Annotated in this window: 16 protein-coding genes; 4 read left to right on the forward strand and 12 right to left on the reverse strand. The window is 70.0% G+C overall.

Features of this window, described 5'->3' with window-relative positions; genetic code table 11:
* Positions 1 to 133: 133 nt before the first annotated feature.
* The 5 genes from QWI33_RS02430 to QWI33_RS02450 form a co-directional block, all read right to left on the reverse strand.
* Positions 134 to 640: a hypothetical protein gene (locus QWI33_RS02430; protein ID WP_289954507.1), complete on the reverse strand. Its 507-nt coding sequence runs from the start codon at positions 638 to 640 to the stop codon at positions 134 to 136.
* A gap of 74 nt (positions 641 to 714) precedes the next feature.
* Positions 715 to 2,307 carry an ABC-F family ATP-binding cassette domain-containing protein gene (locus QWI33_RS02435; protein WP_289954509.1) on the reverse strand — a complete coding sequence of 531 codons (1,593 nt, stop codon included), beginning with the start codon at positions 2,305 to 2,307 and terminating at the stop codon, positions 715 to 717.
* 288 nt (positions 2,308 to 2,595) lie between these two features.
* Positions 2,596 to 3,402 carry a lytic polysaccharide monooxygenase auxiliary activity family 9 protein gene (locus tag QWI33_RS02440; protein ID WP_289954510.1) on the reverse strand — a complete coding sequence of 269 codons (807 nt, stop codon included), beginning with the start codon at positions 3,400 to 3,402 and terminating at the stop codon, positions 2,596 to 2,598.
* Between the two features lie 213 nt (positions 3,403 to 3,615).
* Positions 3,616 to 3,726: a methionine/alanine import family NSS transporter small subunit gene (locus tag QWI33_RS02445; RefSeq protein ID WP_289954512.1), complete on the reverse strand. Its 111-nt coding sequence runs from the start codon at positions 3,724 to 3,726 to the stop codon at positions 3,616 to 3,618.
* Complete coding sequence (locus QWI33_RS02450) at positions 3,723 to 5,288, reverse strand: sodium-dependent transporter (protein WP_289954513.1); 1,566 nt, start codon at positions 5,286 to 5,288, stop codon at positions 3,723 to 3,725. The genes QWI33_RS02445 and QWI33_RS02450 overlap by 4 nt, the downstream gene beginning before the upstream one ends.
* Before the next feature lie 278 nt (positions 5,289 to 5,566).
* Here QWI33_RS02450 and QWI33_RS02455 point away from each other — a divergent pair, with 278 nt between their 5' ends.
* Entirely contained in the window at positions 5,567 to 7,780 is a 2,214-nt protein-coding gene (locus tag QWI33_RS02455) for a HelD family protein (protein WP_289954515.1), read from the forward strand.
* A gap of 82 nt (positions 7,781 to 7,862) precedes the next feature.
* Positions 7,863 to 9,662 carry a Stk1 family PASTA domain-containing Ser/Thr kinase gene (locus QWI33_RS02460; protein WP_289954517.1) on the forward strand — a complete coding sequence of 600 codons (1,800 nt, stop codon included), beginning with the start codon at positions 7,863 to 7,865 and terminating at the stop codon, positions 9,660 to 9,662.
* Between the two features lie 53 nt (positions 9,663 to 9,715).
* On the opposite strand, the gene pyrE is transcribed toward QWI33_RS02460, so the two are convergent.
* The 7 genes from pyrE to QWI33_RS02495 form a co-directional block, all read right to left on the reverse strand.
* Entirely contained in the window at positions 9,716 to 10,255 is a 540-nt protein-coding gene (pyrE, locus tag QWI33_RS02465; RefSeq protein WP_289954520.1) for an orotate phosphoribosyltransferase, read from the reverse strand.
* A gap of 26 nt (positions 10,256 to 10,281) precedes the next feature.
* Positions 10,282 to 11,160: a phytanoyl-CoA dioxygenase family protein gene (locus QWI33_RS02470; RefSeq protein WP_289954523.1), complete on the reverse strand. Its 879-nt coding sequence runs from the start codon at positions 11,158 to 11,160 to the stop codon at positions 10,282 to 10,284.
* A gap of 209 nt (positions 11,161 to 11,369) precedes the next feature.
* On the reverse strand, positions 11,370 to 13,094 hold the full coding sequence (locus QWI33_RS02475) for a serine/threonine protein kinase (RefSeq protein ID WP_289954525.1): 1,725 nt from the start codon (positions 13,092 to 13,094) through the stop codon (positions 11,370 to 11,372).
* A gap of 125 nt (positions 13,095 to 13,219) precedes the next feature.
* A complete protein-coding gene (locus tag QWI33_RS02480; RefSeq protein WP_289954527.1) occupies positions 13,220 to 13,648 on the reverse strand; it encodes a superantigen-like protein SSL4 in 429 nt (142 codons plus the stop codon).
* A 117-nt stretch (positions 13,649 to 13,765) separates the two neighbouring features.
* Positions 13,766 to 14,233, reverse strand: a complete 468-nt coding sequence (locus QWI33_RS02485) for a ribose-5-phosphate isomerase (protein WP_289954529.1) — start codon at positions 14,231 to 14,233, stop codon at positions 13,766 to 13,768.
* A gap of 9 nt (positions 14,234 to 14,242) precedes the next feature.
* Positions 14,243 to 15,448 (reverse strand): DUF1015 family protein, encoded by a 1,206-nt coding sequence (locus tag QWI33_RS02490; RefSeq protein WP_289954530.1) that lies wholly within the window; start codon positions 15,446 to 15,448, stop codon positions 14,243 to 14,245.
* 42 nt (positions 15,449 to 15,490) lie between these two features.
* Positions 15,491 to 15,907, reverse strand: coding sequence for a hypothetical protein (locus QWI33_RS02495; protein WP_289954533.1), 417 nt, complete (start codon positions 15,905 to 15,907; stop codon positions 15,491 to 15,493).
* A 110-nt stretch (positions 15,908 to 16,017) separates the two neighbouring features.
* Between QWI33_RS02495 and QWI33_RS02500 the strand changes: the two genes are divergently transcribed.
* Together QWI33_RS02500 and pepN are read left to right on the forward strand one after the other, a co-directional pair.
* Complete coding sequence (locus QWI33_RS02500) at positions 16,018 to 16,191, forward strand: hypothetical protein (RefSeq protein WP_289954535.1); 174 nt, start codon at positions 16,018 to 16,020, stop codon at positions 16,189 to 16,191.
* A gap of 58 nt (positions 16,192 to 16,249) precedes the next feature.
* Positions 16,250 to 18,790, forward strand: coding sequence for an aminopeptidase N (gene pepN / locus QWI33_RS02505; protein WP_289954537.1), 2,541 nt, complete (start codon positions 16,250 to 16,252; stop codon positions 18,788 to 18,790).
* The last annotated feature ends 40 nt before the right edge of the window (positions 18,791 to 18,830 follow it).

The raw sequence follows: 18,830 nt of genomic DNA on the forward strand, positions 1-18,830 counted from the left end.
GCCGGGAGCGTCTTCGCAAATCGGGCTCTCTGCCGGTTGACGGCTCGCAAGTTCCGGCCCCCCGATTCCATGATCCGCGCCGGGCCCGACACTCCCCCGACCGAACAAGACGCGAGCAGGAGCCGCCATCGTGTCAGTCGTCTTCGAGGTCGCCGCACAGCACCCGGTCGGAGTCCAACCGCTCGGAGTCGGCCAGCGCCTGCGGAGCGTGGACGACGACGCTCTCGGCCCGGTCGTCGAGGACCAGGTCGCTCGAGACGGTGGTGGAGCCCACGCCGGTGTCCGAGGTCGTGAAGCTCAGCTCGATGATGTTCCCGGCCGCGTCCTCACCGTCCGGGTCGGCGAGCCAGTGGCCACCGCCGGGCGGGTCCTCGTCGCATTCGCCGTCGTGAACGTGCGCCATGTACTCCGTGCCCGGGGCGAGGCCGACCACCGCGATCTGGACCGAAGTGCTGCCGGTCGAGGAGATGTCGACGGTGCCGGTCGCCTGCGGCGCCGCCTGCTTCCAGGCGCTCGTGACCGCGAGCGCGGCGGTCCACGCCCCGCCGAGGTCGGGGTCCTTCGGATCGTCGCCGCCGCAGCCCGCGAGGGCTCCGGCGAGGACGACCGCGGCGGCGGTCAGGGCTCGGGTGGACGGCATCGGCGCTCCTTCGTCAGTGGGCGAACCCAGTATCGGTCCGCCGATGCCGTCCGTCCGGGATTCCACGCCGGTCGCTACGCCGCGACCGGAACGTCGACCGCGATCCCCTCCCCGCGCGTCAGTTCCACCCGGCGCGTCAGGCCCAGCCCTTCGAGGAACGCCTCATCGTGGCTCACGACCACGAGCGCCCCTTGGAACGCGGTCAGCGCCTGCTGGAGCTGGCGGATCGAGCTCATGTCGAGGTTGTTCGTCGGCTCGTCGAGCAGGAGCAGCTGCGGTGCGGGCTGCGAGGACAGCACGGTGGCGAGGGCCGCCCGCAGACGCTGGCCGCCGGAGAGCGTCGCCACCGGCTGGAACACCGAGTCGCGGCGCATCCCGAAGCGGGCCAGGCGGGTCCGCAGGATCTTCTCCTCGGCTTCGGGCGCCTTGGCGCGCACGTTGTCGAGGACGCTCGCCTCGTCGTCGAGCAGCTCGAGCCGCTGGGTGAGGAACCCGTGCGGGACGCGGGCGGCGTCGGCGATCGCGCGCAGGAGCGTGGTCTTGCCCGCACCGTTGTCGCCGGTGACCGCCACGCGCTCGGGGCCACGGAGGTGCAGTCCGAGGCCCTCCTCCCCGTACAGGTCGCTCACTTTGAGCCCCTTGAGGATCGCGATGTCGCGGTGCGAGGAGACGCTGGTCTCGGGCAGGTCGATGCTGATCCCGCCGTCGTCGCGCAGGCCGTCCTCGGCCTCGTCGAGGCGGTCGCGGGCCTCGGCCACGTCGTCGAGTTTCGCGTTGAGCAGCTTCGCGGAGGAGACCTCCCCGGCGTTCTTCTTGGCGTTGAGCAGTATTTTCGGCGTGCCGCCGCGCGCCTGCTCGCGGCGCCAGGACGAGGCGCCCCGGTCGTTCTGGGTGCGGGCGGCGATGAGCTCCTTCTTCTGGCGGACGAGGTCCTGCTTGGCGTCGCGGACGGCGCGCGCGGCGGCCTCCTGCTCGGCTTCGATGACCTGCTCGTAGGCGCTGTAATTGCCCTCGAAGACGCGGATGCGTCCCTTGTAGAGGTCAGCCACGGCGTCCACGTGCTCCAGCAGCGCCCGGTCGTGGCTCACCACCACGAGGGTGCCGTTGAAGCGCCGGATCGCTTGGTACAGGCGCTTTCTCGCCGAACCGTCGAGGTTGTTCGACGGCTCGTCGAGGAGCAGCACGTCGGGGCGGCGCACGAGGCGCCCGGCCAGGCCGACGAGCATCGACTCGCCGCCGGACAGGGTGCCGACGGTGCGGTCGAAGCCCACATGGTCGAGACCGAGTTCGTCGAGGGCCACGCGGGAGCGGTCCAGGAAGTCCCAGTCCTCGCCGATCGCGTTGAAGTGGGCTTCGTCCACGTCCCCGGCCTCGATGGCGGCGAGCGCGCGCCGCTTCCCGGCGATGCCGAGCAGGTCGGACACGGTGTCGCCCAAGCGGAGCGGCAGCTCCTGCGGCAGGTACTCGATGAGCCCGGAGGCGGTGATCGAGCCCGATTCGGGCTTGAGGAGGCCTGCCACGAGCTTGAGCAGGGTCGACTTGCCGGTGCCGTTGTCGCCGATGAGGGCGGTGCGGCCGTCGGAGAAGACGACGTCGAGCCCGTCGAAGACCTTTTCGCCTTCGGGCCATAGGAAGCGGAGCTGCTGGACGTTGATATAGGTGGTCATGAGACCTCTCTCAGGTCGATGCGGAACGGAATCGAGATGAGAGACATCGCGCCGGAGACGGCAGAGAGAAAGAACCCCCGGAAATGGGCACCCTCTTGATCGAAGACACACCGGTCACGTGCACAGAGACGTGATCGCGCGATGTCTACGACCTAGAGCTTCAAGTGAGTGCCTAACGTCGGGAACAAGGACGTCGTCAAGGTTAGGCCAGGTCCGGGGGCGTCGTCAAGGGAGATGAGCGCCACGGGCCCCCTGGTGACGGGGAGGCCCGTGGCCGTGAAGGCGGCTCTAGCAGGCGGTGGTCGGTCTCCAGACGCCCCATTCGCCGGTGGTGCCGGGCTCCTCGCCGGAGGTCCACCAGCCGGCGCGGTAGGTGGTCCCGTTGTGGGTGACCGTGTCACCCGCGGTGTAGACGGCCGCGGCGTCCCAGGCGCCGCAGTCGGTCGGCTGCTCGGTCGGGCTGGAGGTGGTCGGATTGGAGGTCGGGGTCCCCCCGCCACCACCGCCGAATTCGACGTCGATGCAGGAGTAGAAGGCGTTGACGGTGTCGGCGATGTTCCAGACGCCGAGGACCAGGTGCCGGCCGCTGCGAGCGGGCAGCGTCACGGTGTGGTTCATCGTGTGGTCGGGCCTGGCCCCGCCCATCTGGAAGGAGGCGAAGGGCTTGAGGTCGAGCATGTCGCGGGTGAGCGGCTTCGCGGGGTCGTAGCGGTCGTTGGTGAGGTAGTAGTCGAAGGTCGCCGTGGCGTGTGCGGCGGTCATCGTCCATGTGAACGTCCGGGTGCCGGCGCTCACGGCCGTGGCGGGCCAGTTGCCGCCGCGCGGGTCGTCGAGTTCGGCGAACTCGGCATGGCCGCCGGAGCAGATCTCGCCGTCGGCGGGGCCGGCGGCGGGGAAGCCCTTGGGGCCTTCGACGCTCTGGGGTTCGTAGGAGATGGCGCCGCAGTCGGACACTGCGCCGCCGGCGCAGAGCGCCGAGCGGCTGGGCGGGTTGGAGGCGTAGCCGTGGCCCCAGGCCAGGGCGGCCATGGAGACCGAGACCGCGAGGGTCGCGGCTCCGGCGATGGACAGGATGATCTTGCGCTTCGTGCGCATCTTCGGCTCCTATCGACGATGGGTCGGCGGGGCTTCGATGGATCGATGAAAATCAATGGATCGAATTAAAAAGGAACCTAACAGTTAAGTTTGCTTCACACAAGGGGCAAGCGCGCGCCAATCACCGCAACCCGCATGGGCGTACCGTTTTCGCACACAACGCCAAGGGCCGCACCTGAAGCGGGTGCGGCCCTTGGCGAGCGTCAGCGGACGTCAGTCCTCCGGCTGCTCGGGATTCCTGATGAGCGAGATGATCGAGACGAGCAGACCGCCGCCGACCACCACGAGCGCGACGATCATCATCGCAATGGCACTGGGAGTCACAGGTCGACCTCCTTCTCGATCGAAACGACCCTGTCGCCCTCGAGCTCCTCTTCGGGCACGGCCGGGGGCACTTCCCTGCGGCGCAGCACGAGCGCCATGATCAGGGCGAACGCGAGCGAGCCGCCCGCGACCGCCCAGCCGAACGCCTGGTACTCGTGGTAGTCGGCGAGAGGGCTGTCGGGCCCGGCCGCCAGCAGGTCCCGGACGTTGAAGAACAGGATGACCGCCAGCGCGAGCGGCGTGATCACGCCCAGGCAGGTGAACCAGATCGGGCCGATCTTGAACGACGAGGTGGCGTTCGCGTCGTCCCGCAGCTCCTGCCACCGCCACAGGATCCAGACCACGGCGATGATCGCCACGGGGGCGGCCACCGCGATGCCGTAGTTGTTGATGAAGTGGTCGGTCACGTCGAGCACCATCAGGCCGTTCACCGTGGGGAAGAGCACGAGCGAGACGACGGCCATGCCGCCGCCGATGATCGCGACGGTCTTCTTGCGGCTCCAGCCGAAGCGGTCCTCGAATGCCGCGACCGGCACCTCGACCACGCTGATGAGCGAAGCCCAGCCGGCGACGACCAGCGACACGAAGAAGAGCACGCCGAACAGCCCGGCCAGGTACGGCAGGGTGTTGATGATCGCCGGGAAGGCGATGAACGCCAAGCCCACGCCCTGGTAGGACTGCTCGTCGATCGGCACGCCGGTCTCGAGCGCGAGGAAGCCGAGCACCGAGAACACCGCGATGCCCGCGAGGATCTCGCCGAACGAGTTCGACATGCCCACGGTCCACGCGGAGGTGGTGATGTCGGACTTGCGCTTGAGGTAGGAGCCGTAGGTGATCATGATGCCGAAGCCGACCGACAGCGTGAAGAAGATCTGCGCGTAGGCGGCGAGCCAGACCTGCGGGCCGCGGATGGCCTCCCAGTCGGGCGTGAAGAACGCGTTCAGGCCGTCGACCGCGCCGTCGAGCGTGAGCGACTGGACCAGGAGCGCGCCGAAGAGCACGACCAGCAGCGGGATGAAGATCTTGCTGGTGGCCTCGATGCCCTTCTTGACGCCCGCGCCGATCACGGCGAGGGTGGCGACCCAGACCAGGGCGAGCGCGACGGCGAGGCCCGGGAGCCAGGTCCCGAAGTCGTAGAGCCCGCCGGCCTCGAGGAAGTCGACCATGAGGAACGTCGCGGGGTCCTGGCCCCACTGCTGCTCCAGCGAGAAGTACGCGTACCAGGCGGCCCAGGCGATGATGACCGCGTAGTAGACGCCGATGACGAGCGAGATCGCCACCTGCCACCAGCCGATGAACTCGGTGTTCTTGTTGAGGCGGCGGAAGGCCACCGGGGCCGAGCCCCGGAAGCGGCGCCCGATCGTGAACTCGAGGATCAGCAGCGGGATGCCCGCGGTGCACAGGGCGACCAGGTACGGGATGAGGAACGCGCCGCCGCCGTTCTCGTAGGCGACGCCGGGGAAGCGCCAGATGTTCCCCAGCCCGAGAGCGGACCCGACCGCGGCGAGGATGAAGCCGAGCCTGCTCCCCCAGTTCTCTCTGACATTCGGTTCTCGCGCCATCGGCATTCTCTCCAAGTACATCGGGGCAGGGCACTGATATCGGCCTATACGGTAGCGAAGCCCGCGGCACTGGAGCGCGTGAGTGCCCCGAATCCGCTGTGCGCACGATCTCGGCGAGTGGCGCAGCAGGAGACGATGGCACCTCGCAAGAGCTAGACTTTTTCAGTTGCGCACTTCGCAGCCTCGGCGACGCTGGCGGGATCGGATTTCCCGCAGCGCCCAGGAGTATTCGCGCACCTTCGTCTTGAATCCCATCCGCTCCGCATCCGAGGAGAGCCGTGTCCGCTGCCATCACTCCGGCCGTCAAGTTCGAGCAGCAACGCCTCGACGAGCTGTACGCCCGCCTCGACCGGCTCCGCGAGGAGGCCGCCGAGCGGCTCGGCGAGTCGCGGCGCAAGCACGTGGAGAACGACCAGGAGCGCTCGCAGCGCGACGCCGAGACCCACCTGTACCGCCAGCGCATCGCCCAGCTCGACGCCGTCGAGGAGGGCCTGTGCTTCGGACGGCTCGACTACCTCGCCTCTGACGTGCCGATGTACTTGGGCCGCATCGGGATCCACGCCGAGGGCGGCGAGCAGCTGCTCGTCGACTGGCGTTCCGAGGCCGGCCGCCGGTTCTACCTCGCAACCGCCGCCTCCCCGGCCGGGGTGCGCCGCAGGCGCCACCTCCACACCAAGGGCCGGCGCCTGCGCTCGGTGAACGACGAGGTCCTGGACCTGGACGCCGCGGGCGAGTCCAGCTCGACCATCGGCTCCGAAGGGGCGCTCATGGCCGCGCTCGACGCGGCCCGCACCGGCACGATGCAGGACATCGTGGCCACGATCCAGGCCGAGCAGGACCGGATCATCCGCGCGCCCCTGGAGGGCGTCATGATCGTCGACGGCGCGCCGGGCACCGGCAAGACCGCCGTGGCCCTCCACCGCGCCGCCTACCTGCTGTACGAGCACCGCGAGCGGCTCAAGCGCCAGGGCGTGCTCATCATCGGCCCCGGCAAGCAGTTCCTGCGCTACATCTCCGAGGTCCTGCCGGGCCTGGCCGAGTCGGACGTGCTGCTGCGCACGCCCGCGCAGCTGTTCCCCGGGGTCGTCGCCGACCGCCCCGAGACGGAGGCGGTCGCCGCGATCAAGGGCCGGGCCGTGATGGCCGGCGTCATCGCCAGCGCGGTCGCCGACCGCCAGGTGGTGCCGCGCGAGCCCGTGCCCGTCGACTTCGAGGGCCACGAGCTGTACCTGCGGCCCGAGAAGATCACGGCGGCCCGGGACGCGGCGCGCGAGACGGGCCTGCCGCACAACGAGGCCCGCGAGACCTTCCACAAGCGGGTGATCGCCGACCTCGCGACCCAGTACGCGGACATCATCGGCGAGGACCCGCTGGGCGGGGAGAACCTGCTGGGCCTGGCCGACCGGGCGCAGTTCGCGGTCGAGATCGCCTCCGACGCGGTGATCCGCGGCCAGATCGAGGTGCTGTGGCCGCAGCTCTCGGCGCGGGAGCTGCTGGAGGACCTGTTCTCGTCCCGGGAGCTCATCGCCTCGGCGGCGGCCGTGCTGAAGAAGGAGGAGCGGGCGCTGCTCCTGCGCAGGCCCGGCGGCTGGAGCGAGGCCGATGTGGCGCTGCTCGACGAGGCCGCGGAGCACCTGGGCGAGATCGAGGCGCCCAAGCGCGCCGGCGAGCTGACCGCCGAGCAGATCGCGTACGCGCAGGACGTCCTGACGATCGCGGCCGGTTCGGCCTCGTTCGACTTCGAGGACGAGGAGTCCGAGATCCTGCAGGCCACCGACGTGATCGACGAGTTCTGGCTCGGCGAGCGGCAGGTGGACGACGTGTTCGTCTCCGTGGCGGAGCGGGCGGCGGCGGACCGGCGCTGGATCTTCGGGCACGTGATCGTCGACGAGGCCCAGGAACTGTCTCCCATGGAGTGGCGGGCGCTGCTGCGCCGGTGCGTGACGCGCTCGTTCACCATCGCCGGGGACCTCGCGCAGGCCGCGGGGCCGACGGCCCCGAGGAGCTGGGGCGAGGTGTTCGGCAGCTCCGGGCTCGCGTGGCGGGCCGAGCAGCTGACGGTCTCCTACCGGACCCCGGCCGAGATCATGGAGGTCGCGACCCGGGTGCTCGACGCGATCGACGTCGAGGCGGCCCGGCCGCGCTCGGTGCGCGAATCGGGGCACCGGCCGTGGCTGGAGATCGCCCAGGAGGATCTCGACACGCGGGTCGAGGAACTGGTCGCTGCAGAGAAGGCCGCGGTCGGCGACGGCAGCGTGGCGGTCGTGACGACCGCCGAGCGGGCGGCGGGACTCGCCGGCATCGCCGAGGCGTCCGTGCTCACGGTGAAGCAGGCCAAGGGACTCGAGTTCGACAGCGTGATCGTGGTCGATCCCGACGCGATCGCGGCCTCGGGCCTGCGGAACCTCTATGTGGCGCTCACGCGGGCGACGAAGCGGCTCGGCGTCGTGGCGCCCGACAAGCCTGTGTTCCCCGGCGCAGAGGTCCTGTAGAAGTCGTAGCAAGCTCCTACACTGTTCACCAGGTGGAGGGACACGGCGCCCGCTTGCCGGCCGTTAACGAGTGAGGTGCGGGTTGACAACGACGACAGGGGACTTGACCGGTGCGCGGGTCGACGGGCGCTACCGGCTCGAGCGGCTCATAGCGCGCGGCGGGATGGCCGACGTCTACGAGGCGCAGGACGAGCGCCTCGACCGCATCGTGGCGGTGAAGATCATCACGAACGCGGCGGTGGCCGGGTTCGACGTGAAGGCCTTCGCCGATGAGGCCAAGACCATCGCGAAGCTCTCGCACCCGAACGTGGTGGCCGTGTTCGACCAGGGCGTCCACGAGGGCCTGCCGTACGTCGTCATGGAGTACGTGCCGGGCACCACCTTGCGGGACCTGCTCAACCGGCGGCGGCGCCTGCGCATCGACGAGGCCGTGGAGCTGTGCGGCCAGGTCCTCGACGGGCTCCAGGCCGCGCACGACGCCGGGCTCGTGCACCGCGACATCAAGCCCGAGAACATCCTGCTCAAGAACGGCGGCCGGGGCGACCGCGTCAAAGTGGTGGACTTCGGCCTGGCCGAGGCGGTCCACGGCGACCGCGACACCGGCGGGCCGCTCGTGGCCACGGCCGCGTACGTCGCGCCCGAGCTGGTCAACGGCAGGCCCGCGACGACCGCGAGCGACGTCTACTCGACCGCGATCCTCCTGTACGAACTGCTGACCGGTGAGGTGCCGTTCGACGGCCCCGACTCGGGGAAGGTCGCGCGCCGGCACGTAGAAGAGGACGTGCCGACCCCGCAGCTGAAGGCCCCCGATGTGCCCGACGGCCTCGCCGAGCTCGTGACCACCGCCGCCGCGCGGCGGCCCGGGGCGCGCCCGGTCGACGCCGGGGCGTTCCTGCGCCGGCTCCAGGCGGTCGACGTGCGGCCCCCGAAGGGCAGCACCGGGAAGGTCCCGCGCCCCACCCGGGTCGTGCAGACCACGATGGTCGTGGAGCCGCCCAAGACCAAGCGGTCGTGGAAGGCGCTGCTCACGCTCGGCCTCATCGCGCTCCTGCTCGTCGGCGTCGCCGCGGCCGGGTGGTGGATCGGCATCGGCCGGTACACCGCGACCCCGTCGCTGCTGGACCAGACCCGGGAGTCCGTGGCCGCGTACGCCGAGGACGAGGGCTTCACGGTCGACCTCGTGGACGGCTACAGCGAGAGCGTCCCCGTCGGCGGGATCGTCTCGCAGGACCCGGGGGTGGGCGACCGCATCCGCCGCGGCGCCACCATCACCGTCGTCATCTCCCAAGGGCCCGAGCGGTACCAGGTGCCCAACCTCGCCGGAAGGACACAGGACGAGGCCACCGAGGAGCTCGCCGCGTTCAACGCCGAAGTCGAGGTCGAGCACGAGTACAGCGTCGACGCCAAGGCCGGCGAGGTCATCCGCACCGACCCGCCCGCGGGCCAGGAGGTCAAGTCCGGGACCCCGGTGACGCTCTTCGTCTCCGACGGCTTCCCGCCGAACGAGGTGCCGGACGTGGTGGGCCTGGCCGAGGCCGACGCCCGCGCTGCGATCGAGACCGAAGGGCTGCCGGTCGGCGAGGTCACCCGCCGCAGCAGCGACACCATCGCCGAGGGCCTGGTCATCGAGCAGGACCCGAGCCCGGAGACGCCGGTCGGGCCCGAGAACCCCGTGAACCTGGTCGTCAGCTCCGGCCCCGAGATGATCGAGGTCCCCGACGTCGTGGGCATGGACCTCGACAAGGCGACCGAGGAGCTGGAAGCGCTCGGGTTCACCGTCAAGACCGCGCAGATCTGGTTCAGCGGCACGGTCTTCGACCAGTCGATCGACGGCGGCTCCGAGGCCGAGAAGGGCGCCGAGATCTGGCTCTGGGCCAACTAGCGGGCACGGAAAAGGGGGCGGACGCGATGGCGTCCGCCCCCTTCCTCAACGCTTCAGTTCGCTCCCGCGGCCTTCAGCTCGGTCATCGTGAACAGCGGCTGGATCTCCACGCCGACGTCGGCCAGGTTCTTCAACCCGCCCGACTCGCGGTCGATGACGCACAGGCCCCGCTCGACGATCCCGCCCCGGTTCCGCAGCTCCGCGACGGCGTCGAGCACGGCGCCGCCCGAAGTGACGACGTCCTCGACGATGAACAGCCGCCGGCCCTCGACCTCGCCGCCCTCGGCCAGACGGCACGTGCCGTACGTCTTGGCCTCCTTGCGGACGAACAGGGCCGGGAGGCCCGTCACCTGCGACAGGGCGGTCACGATCGGGATGCCCCCGAGTTCCAGGCCCGCCAGCGCGTCCACGCCGTGCGCGGGCACCAGGGGCGCCAGCGCCTCGGCGATGCGCCGCAGCAGGACCGGGTCGGACTCGAACAGGTACTTGTCGAAGTACTCGTGCGCGACCACACCGGACCGGAGGGTGAACTCCCCGGTCAGGTGCGAGCGGTTGAAGATGTCGCGCGCGAGCTCGGCGTCACTGGTGGTCATGCGGTCAGCCTGCCACGTGCGGGCCCTTACGGGCGCAGCGCCGGGTAGTCCGGGTCGAGGAGGTCACGCTCGGCCAGCCAGTTGTACAGCGGGGTCTCCTTCGGCCAGTGGCCCCAGCCGTGGTCGCCGGTGGCCATGTGGCCGCCGAGCATCTGCTGCTGCACCGGGTCGAGGTCGTTCCACCACGGCTCGTTGGGCAGGTGGTCGACGAGGTCGCGGGCGCGGATCCAGCGCGGCGTGAACCCGAAGAACGCGACCTTGCGGGTCAGGTCCGAGTAGTTGTCGCTGCGGGCGTGCCAGATGCGGCGGTCGAAGAACATGACGTCGCCGGCGTTGCCGGTGACCTCGATGGCCCCTTCGGGGTCGGGCCACTCGACGTCGCGGCGCGGCGGGCCGTCGATCGTGTTCCACAGGTGCGAGCCGGGGATGATCTTGGTGTTGCCCCGGCCCTCCTCGTTCAGGTCGCTGAAGAAGTAGGCGAGCTTGACCGACAGGCGCGGGCGGGGGTCGGTCTCGGTCTCGCGGTTCTGGCGGCCGCCGTCCTGGTGCCATTCGAAGCGGAACGGGCGCTTGCCGGAGATCGGCGGGTGCTTGTCCACGTGCGAGTGGTAGACGTGGAAGTTCCAGCCCAGGATCGACCACACGTAGTGGAAGGTCTTGGGGTGGTTGAGGAGGAACGCGAGCTCCGGGCAGGAGGTCACCGCGTCGAGGCGGTGCATCGCGCCTTCGGGGCTGAGCCGCCCCGCTTCCTTCTCCAGCTCGTAGACGCGGTCCAGAGCGTCGGAGCAACGCTTGATCTCCTCGGCGTCGAGCGCGCCGCGGATCATCAGATAGCCGTCGCGATCGAAGGCTTCACGCTGCTCAGGGGTGAGAGCTGCGGCACCGACCGATGTCAATGCGGTCATCTCAATGCCTTTCCGGTTTCCAGGGGGATCTGTCGTCTAGCTAGACGCGCGTTCCGCCCTTCTCGGTTGCACCGCGGGAGTCGGAAAATCAGGCAAGATTCCCGCGGTGTTCATTACCGGAAAGCGTAGTTGCGATCACTTCAAGAGCGCTGGAGAAAGACTCGAAGTCTCATGGGAAACCGTGAAACCAAGCGATTTCGGATGCTTTGTCACTCTCCGAATCGGTCGGTGATCCAGTCGAACCATCCCAAGTCGAGCGAGATCCAGTTCCAGCTGAGCTGGTCGAGGTAGCTCATGCCGACCATGAACAGGAAGATCCCGGTCGCCAAGTGCGCCAGGCGCGCCGATTTGCGCTTGGCGTGCAGCCAGCGGCCCCAGAGGATGCCGCCGGCGACGCGGATCAGGAAGAACAGGCCCACGGCCACGGCCAGCACGAACAGGTAGCTGAAGACCTGGCTGCGGAGCGTGTCCATGCCCTGCTGGATCGCCCAGATCAGCCACATGATGAGCGAGAAGAGGCCGCCGATCACCGAGAGCTCGAAGCCCTTCGAGAGCGAGCCGGGCGGGCCGAGCAGCGGCGGCCGGTCGGCCTTGTCGAGCTCGCGCTCGCTCGGTTCCTCGGGGTCGGTGGAGAGTTTCAGGCGCGGCAGCGGGCCCCGGCCGGGGGGCGGCCCGGCGGAGCGGCCGGGCGAGTAGCCGTCAGGGCGCTCGTTCTGGCCGGGGACGCGGACGCGCCCGGCGACCGGCTTGTCCTGCGCCGGGCTCGGCGACGGGACGCCGGCCTCCATGACGCGCGTGCCGTCGGGCATGACGCGCGTGCCGTCGGACATCACACGGGTGCTGTCCGCGGCGGGAGTCACCTGCGTGGGTCCGGCGACCGGCGCGACCTGGGTGGGCGCGGCGGCCGGCGGGGACGGGCGGTCGAGGCGGCGGGTGGCGGCGGAGTCGATGGGCGCGCCGCCCACCGGCATCGAGTGCGGGCCGCCGGTGTGCTGGGTGCTCCAGTCGACGCCGAGGTCGGGAAGGTTCGCGCGGGAGACCACGGCGCACAGCTCGCCGATCCAGCGCGGCAGCTCCTCGGTGCGCGGCCGGTTCTCCGGGTTGTCGTCCAGCGGCGCGGTCAGCAGCTCGCGCAGGCGCGGGTTCGACTCCAGGACCGGGTGCTTGCGCAGCCGCGCCCACGGGACCGACTGCTCCTGGCCGGGCGAGTCGGTGCGGGCGCTCGCACCGGTGACGAGGTAGAACGCGATGGACCCGAACCCGTGCACGTCGTAGGCCGGGCCTACGGTGCCCTGGTGGGCTTCGGGGCCGGCGGTCTCGCGGGTGTACGCGATGGTCGTCAGGTGCGCGGGCGTGTAGTAGCGGGCGCCGGTGAAGTCGATGACCTTCGCCGAGCCGTCGGGGCCGATGATCACGTTCGCGGGCTTGAGGTCCATGTGCAGCACCGGGTGCGCGCCGACAGGGGGGTGGTGCATCGCCTGCATGACCTCGGCGACGGACTTGAGGGTGCGGGCCGCGTCGACGCGGCCCAGCCGCCACTGCAGCAGCTGCCGCAGGTCGTGGCCGGGCAGGTACTCGAGGACCTGGAACGGCACCGGCTCGCCCTGCGGCGCCTGGCCGGGCGGGTGCGGCAGGCGGCCGTAGAAGGCGTCGATGCGGCGGCAGATGGCGCCCACGCCCCGGCCGTGGAGGTCCATGAGGACCGCGTCGCCCTTGTCCCAGGACCGGAACTGGTGCTCGCGGGTGTCGTGCGGGTTCAGGCGCAGGACCTTGACGCTCAGGGGCGCCGAGGCGACCCCGGCGGAGACGCGAACGGCCTGGTACACGTCGGCCTGCCCGCCCGAGCCGAGCAGGCCGGTCAGCCGGTAGCTCTGCTCAGACCCCGGCAGGGGATCGGCCGGGCCGCAGACGAGGTCGACGGTGGCGTTCGACATGAGTGGTCCTTCGCGCAGGGAGTTCCGAGCTCATAGCGTAACGCCCGGAATCCACCTCCGACGGCCCCCGGAGGCGGTGCTGTTCGCATCATCTCAGCTGACAACCCGCCGCGGGGGTCGGGAACTCAGCGGCCCCCGCCCCAGGGGCTCCCGGCCTGCGGCGAGGAGGTCGGCGTGATGCCGCCGGCGGAGGGCTGGCCGTACGAGCTGGACGGCGGGGCCGGGGCCTGGCTCGACTGCATCGGCTCGAACACCCCGCCGGGCTGCGGCTGCGACGGGGCGGCGTTCGGGGCCTGAACGCGGTCGAATGCGCCGGTCGAGACGGTCGCGGCCTGGCCGCCGACACGGGAGAGCGACCACAGCGCGGGCGAGAGCGCGAGGGTGAGCACCCCGAAGCCGACGGCCCACAGCTCGACCGGCGCGGAGTCCTCCGCGAGGCCGGTCAGATCGATGTCGGCGATGTGCCACAGGAGCGAGGAGGTGAGGAAGAGCAGGGTGCCGACCAGGCCGATGGTCTGGAAGATCTGGAGGAGAACGCGAAAACCCTTGGACATGTGTCGACGCTACCAACATGCGTCCGATTACTCCAGATCCGCGGCGCCGAATCCTGGTTCCCGCCGACGGAAAAGGCCCGGGCGAACGCCCGGGCCTCCCCTGTGGTCCGTTGCGGTCTAAGGCAGCTCGGGCAGCTCGTGGGTGGACTCCCACTCGGTGAGCATGTCGATGCGGCGCTGGTGGCGCTCGGCCCCGGAGAAGGGCTCGTCGACGAACGCGTCGGCGAAGCTCACGGCCTCGTCGAGCGAGTGCATGCGGCCGCCGATGGCGACCACGTTCGCGTCGTTGTGCTGGCGGCCGAGCTTCGCGGTCTCCACGCTCCAGGCCAGGGCCGCACGGCAGCCCGGGACCTTGTTCGCGGCGATCTGCTCGCCGTTGCCGGAGCCGCCGACGACGATGCCCAGGCTGCCCTTGTCGGCGACCACCTGCGAGGCGGCGCTGAGGCAGAACGGCGGGTAGTCGTCCTCGGCGTCGTACTGGTGCGGGCCCACGTCGACGACCTCGAAGCCGCGACCGGCCAGGTGCTTCACCAGGTGGTCCTTGAGCTCAAGGCCCGCATGGTCGGAGGCGAGATAAATGCGCACGATGGGACTCTAGCCTTTCGGGAGCTCGACGATGGCGAGACCGGCGCGCGCCTTGGGCACGAACCAGGTCGACTTGCGCGGCATCTTCAGCCGCTGGAGGTTCACATCGATGAAGTCGGGGACCGTGACCGGCGCGATGAGGATCGCCAGGTCGGCCTTGCCCGCGTCCACCTGCTCGGCGAGCCACGACGCCGGGTAGTCGCCGCCCACGTACGTGATGCGCTTGTCCCCCGCGTCCCAGCCGAGCAGGCCCGTGAAGACCTCGTTCTCGACCTGCGTGTGGTCGAGCCGGTCCACGACCGAGCCCTCCACGCCCGGGAACGCGATCTCCCAGGTGCGGCCCTGGCCGTAGACGACCACGGTGCCGCCCTCGGACGGGGTCTCGGGCGGGCCGTCGGTCTCGATGACCGAGGCGCCGATCTGCCCGATCTGCTCCACCAGCTGCGCGGCCGAACCGGGCAGGCCCTTGACGAGGCGGTGGTAGGGGCGGATGACGACCGACTGCGGGGTGGTGATCACCGCGAGGAACCGGTCGAGCCCGCCCACCTGGGCGGCCAGCGAGCGGTGGTTGCCGTCGGCGACGATGAGGTCGCCGTCCCCGGCCAGCGCGGTCAGGGCCTCGCCGGCCTCGCCGCCGATCGCCCAGATCTCGTGCGAGCGCCCGGCCTCGTCCACATCCTTCGCGACGGGCTCGCCCGCTTCGGCGACGGCGGCCTCAATCGCGGCGTGCAGTTCCTCGCCGCGGCTCGACTGGAGCAGCAGGACGGGGCTGAGCAGGTGGCGCAGGCGCTGGTTGAGCTCATTGCGCTGCTTGACCTTCTCGATGAAGACGTCCTCGTTGCGGATGACCTTGCCGGGCTCCTCCGCGGAGGAGGAGATCTCGGCGGTGTCGACGAGGCAGAACACGCCGTACGCGGTGGGCTCCTCGCCGCCGGAGATCCGGTAGGCGACGGCCACGTCGCCGAACGCGGCGAAGCGCCCGGCCTCTTTGAGGGCCGCGAGCCGCTCGGCCGCGGCGGGCAGCGCCTGCTCGAACGTGAGTCCGGCGGCCACCGCCTCGGGCGTGTGGGCGGGCATCTCGACGCCCAGCATGGAGGTCGGGTTCGCCTCGATGATCCGCGTGATCTCGGTTTCGTCGGGGAACTCGTCGTAGTTCTTCGCACCAGTGCTCCCAGTGGAGAGCCAGGCCTGGTCGATCGGGTGTGCAGCAGTCACGCCACGAGGGTAGTCGACCCGCTTCGGCGCCCACGTGGCCGCTTAATGAACTTCCAAGATTTGACACCCTCCCTCTTCCTGAGAGGGATTTCCCGGCTTGCGGTCCGCGATTGCGATCCGGCTACGGGTGGGTTCCAGCGTCACCGAGGAGGGCTCCGCAGGCAGATCTCTGGACCAAGCGACCTTCAGTTCTCCGACCTTCGCCACATACAACCGGCCGCTCCGCCGCAGCGCGAACCCTCGACGCGTGAACCGGGCCGTCTGCGTCCCGGCCCGGCGCTTGAAACGGGGCAGTCCGACGCGCGGGCCTCGGCGCTTCCCACTCAACGAATCGAAGAAGTTCTGGTAGGCCGTATGGCAGTCCCGCAGCACCTGCTGCAGCGACACTGTCGATACCTCTGCCATCCAGGACCGCTCCTTGGTGCGCTTCGCCTCGGTGATCAACACCTTGTCGAGCAACGCCGTCGTCGGGTAAGGAAGCCCTGCAACGTGCCTCCGAGCCGCAACCGCGTCGTTCCAAACCGTGCGCACACATCCGAACGTCCGCGCGAGCACGGCCCGCTGCGGCAATGTCGGACAGACCCGATATCGGCATCGAAGCAGCACACCTGTACAACGACTCTCCCGGCGATCCGAAACTGCCTCGCGGCATGACCGTGCTCACGTCCACTGCCGGGATCTCGGGGCAGGTTGCCGCCCGCACCTCTTCCAAGCCTGGAGCGATGGCTTCCCGCTACGGATGAGGACCTCCAGCCGGATGTGACACACTTCTTTCATATCCGAACCCTGACTGGAGGCATTGTGGCGGCAACGCACATTCTCACTCGAGACGAGGCTCAGCGGCGCGCTGAGCTGCTCCACGTCGAGTCCTACATCGTGGAGCTCGACCTGACCGGGCACGAGCAGGGCGACACCTTCGGCTCGCGCACCGTCGTCAAGTTCTCCTGCACCGAACCCGGTGCCGAGACCTTCATCGAGATCGCCGCCGAGCGCATCGAAGACGCCTACCTGAACGGGGAGCCGGTCGACCTGACGGCCTTCGACCCCAAGGCCGGGCTGAAGATCACGGGCCTCGCGGCCGAGAACGAACTGGTCGTCAACGCGATCTTCGCGTACTCGACCGACGGCCAAGGCCTGCACCGCATGGTCGACCCGGTCGACAAGGAGACCTACCTCTACTCGCAGTTCGAGGTCGCCGACGCGCAGCGCGTGTACGCCTGCTTCGACCAGCCCGACCTCAAGGCCAAGTTCACGTTCGAGGTGCGCACCCCGAAGCACTGGACCGTGATCTCGAACATGCCCGCCGAGAACGAGGCCGTGGTCGAGGAGGTCAACCTGAAGGTGACCCTCTTCGAGGAGTCGGTGCGGATGAGCCCGTACATCACCGCGATCTGCGCGGGCCCGTACTTCGGGGTGCACGAGGAGCACGACGGGATCGGCCTGGGCCTGTACGCCCGCCAGTCCATGAAGGACTACCTCGACCCCGAGGGGGTCTTCGAGGTCACCCGCCAGGGCTTCGACCACTTCCACGAGAAGTTCGGCGTGCGCTACCCGCTGCCGAAGTACGACCAGGTCTTCGCCCCCGAGTACAACTTCGGCGCGATGGAGAACTTCGGCTGCATCACGATCGCCGAGGCCTCGTTCCTGTTCCGCAGCCAGGTCACCGACTTCGAGCTCGAGCAGCGCGCCAACGTGATCCTGCACGAGATGGCCCACATGTGGTTCGGCGACCTCGTGACCATGCGCTGGTGGGACGACCTGTGGCTCAACGAGTCCTTCGCCGAGTGGGCCTCCCACTGGGCGAACGTCGAGGCCACCCGCTTCGACGGCGCGTGGACCACGTTCCTGTCGGCCCGCAAGAACTGGGGCTACGGCGCCGACCAGCAGCCGACGACGCACCCGGTGTACACCGCCGCGGGCGACACCGAGGAGATCCAGGCCAACTTCGACGGCATCACCTACTCCAAGGGCGCCTCGATCCTCAAGCAGCTCGTCGCCTACGTCGGCATCGACCCGTTCCTGGCCGGGCTGCGCTCGTACTTCCAGAAGCACCAGTTCGGGAACGCGGTCTTCCAAGACCTCCTGGGCGAGCTGGAGGCCGCGAGCGGCAAGCCGCTCAAGGACTTCGCGGACACCTGGCTGCGCACCGCCGGCGTCTCGACCCTGCGCCCTGACGTGGCGGTCGACGCCGACGGCAACTACACCAAGGTGACCGTGCTGCAGGAGGTCCCCGCCGAGCACCCGACCCACCGCACGCACCGCATCGCGATCGGCCTCTACGACCTGGAGGGCGCATCGCTGGTGCGCCGCGACCGGATCGAAGTGGACGTCGCCGGCGAGGCGACGGAGATCGCGGCGCTCGCCGGCGTGAAGCAGCCTGACTTCCTGCTGCTCAACGACGACGACCTCACGTACGCGAAGCTGCGCTTGGACGAGCGGTCGCTCAAGACCGCCGTCGAGCACACTTCGGCGCTCGGGGACTCGCTCGCCCGTGCGCTGATCTGGGCCGCCGCCTGGGACATGCTGCGGGACGCCGAACTGCCCGCGACCCAGTTCGTGGAGCTCGGCTGCCGCAGCCTGACCACCGAGGACGACATCAACATCGTCACCGTCGCGCAGCGGCAGGTCGCCGGGGCGCTCGCCTACGCCGACCCGGCCAAGCGCGCCGAGCTGCGCGACCAGTGGGCGCAGGCCGCGAAGGCCGCCATGGAGGCCGCCGCGCCGGGTTCGGACCCGCAGCGCTCGTGGGCGAAGGCCTACGCGTCCGCGTCGCGTTCGGAGGCCGACCTGGCCCGCATCTCCGGCTGGCTCGAGGGCCGCGAGGTCCCCGAAGGCCTCGCCGTGGACGCGGACCTGCGGTGGGCCTTCCTCACCGGGCTCGTGGGCAACGGCGCCGTCCCCGAGGACGCCATCGACGCCGAGCTCGACCGCGACTCGACCGCCGACGGCCGCCGCCTGTCGTACGTCGCCCGCGCGGTCGTCCCCAACGCCGAAGCGAAGCAGCGCGCCTGGGAGCGGATCACGGACCCGAACACGGAGAACTGGGTCCGCCGCTCCTCGATGCTCGGCTTCGCGCCGCTCGACCAGGCCGACCTGGTGCGCCCGTACCTGCAGGCGTACCTGGACGCGGTGCCGGAGCTGTGGGAGAAGCTGGGCGCGCAGCAGGCCGTCGAGTTCTCCAAGCTCGCGTTCCCGTCGAACCTCATCGAGGCCGAGACGCTCGAGAAACTCGACGCCTGGCTCGCCGAGGAGCGGCCCGCGCCCGTGAAGCGCGGCGTGGCCGAGGGCCGCGCCGACATCGCCCGCGCCCTGAAGGGCCGGGAGCTCGACGAGTCCGCTTAACACCGGATCGAGCCTGCTCGGGGCTCCGGGACCGCTGCGC

Source organism: Glycomyces tritici (assembly GCF_030403505.1).

Coding starts and splice junctions, on each gene's coding strand:
- QWI33_RS02430 (WP_289954507.1), bottom strand. CDS start 640: ATGCCGTCCACCCGAGCCCTGACCGCCGCCGCGGTCGTCCTCGCCGGA.
- QWI33_RS02435 (WP_289954509.1), bottom strand. CDS start 2,307: ATGACCACCTATATCAACGTCCAGCAGCTCCGCTTCCTATGGCCCGAA.
- QWI33_RS02440 (WP_289954510.1), bottom strand. CDS start 3,402: ATGCGCACGAAGCGCAAGATCATCCTGTCCATCGCCGGAGCCGCGACC.
- QWI33_RS02450 (WP_289954513.1), bottom strand. CDS start 5,288: ATGGCGCGAGAACCGAATGTCAGAGAGAACTGGGGGAGCAGGCTCGGC.
- pyrE (WP_289954520.1), bottom strand. CDS start 10,255: ATGACCACCAGTGACGCCGAGCTCGCGCGCGACATCTTCAACCGCTCG.
- QWI33_RS02470 (WP_289954523.1), bottom strand. CDS start 11,160: ATGACCGCATTGACATCGGTCGGTGCCGCAGCTCTCACCCCTGAGCAG.
- QWI33_RS02475 (WP_289954525.1), bottom strand. CDS start 13,094: ATGTCGAACGCCACCGTCGACCTCGTCTGCGGCCCGGCCGATCCCCTG.
- QWI33_RS02480 (WP_289954527.1), bottom strand. CDS start 13,648: ATGTCCAAGGGTTTTCGCGTTCTCCTCCAGATCTTCCAGACCATCGGC.
- QWI33_RS02500 (WP_289954535.1), top strand. CDS start 16,018: ATGTCGGACAGACCCGATATCGGCATCGAAGCAGCACACCTGTACAAC.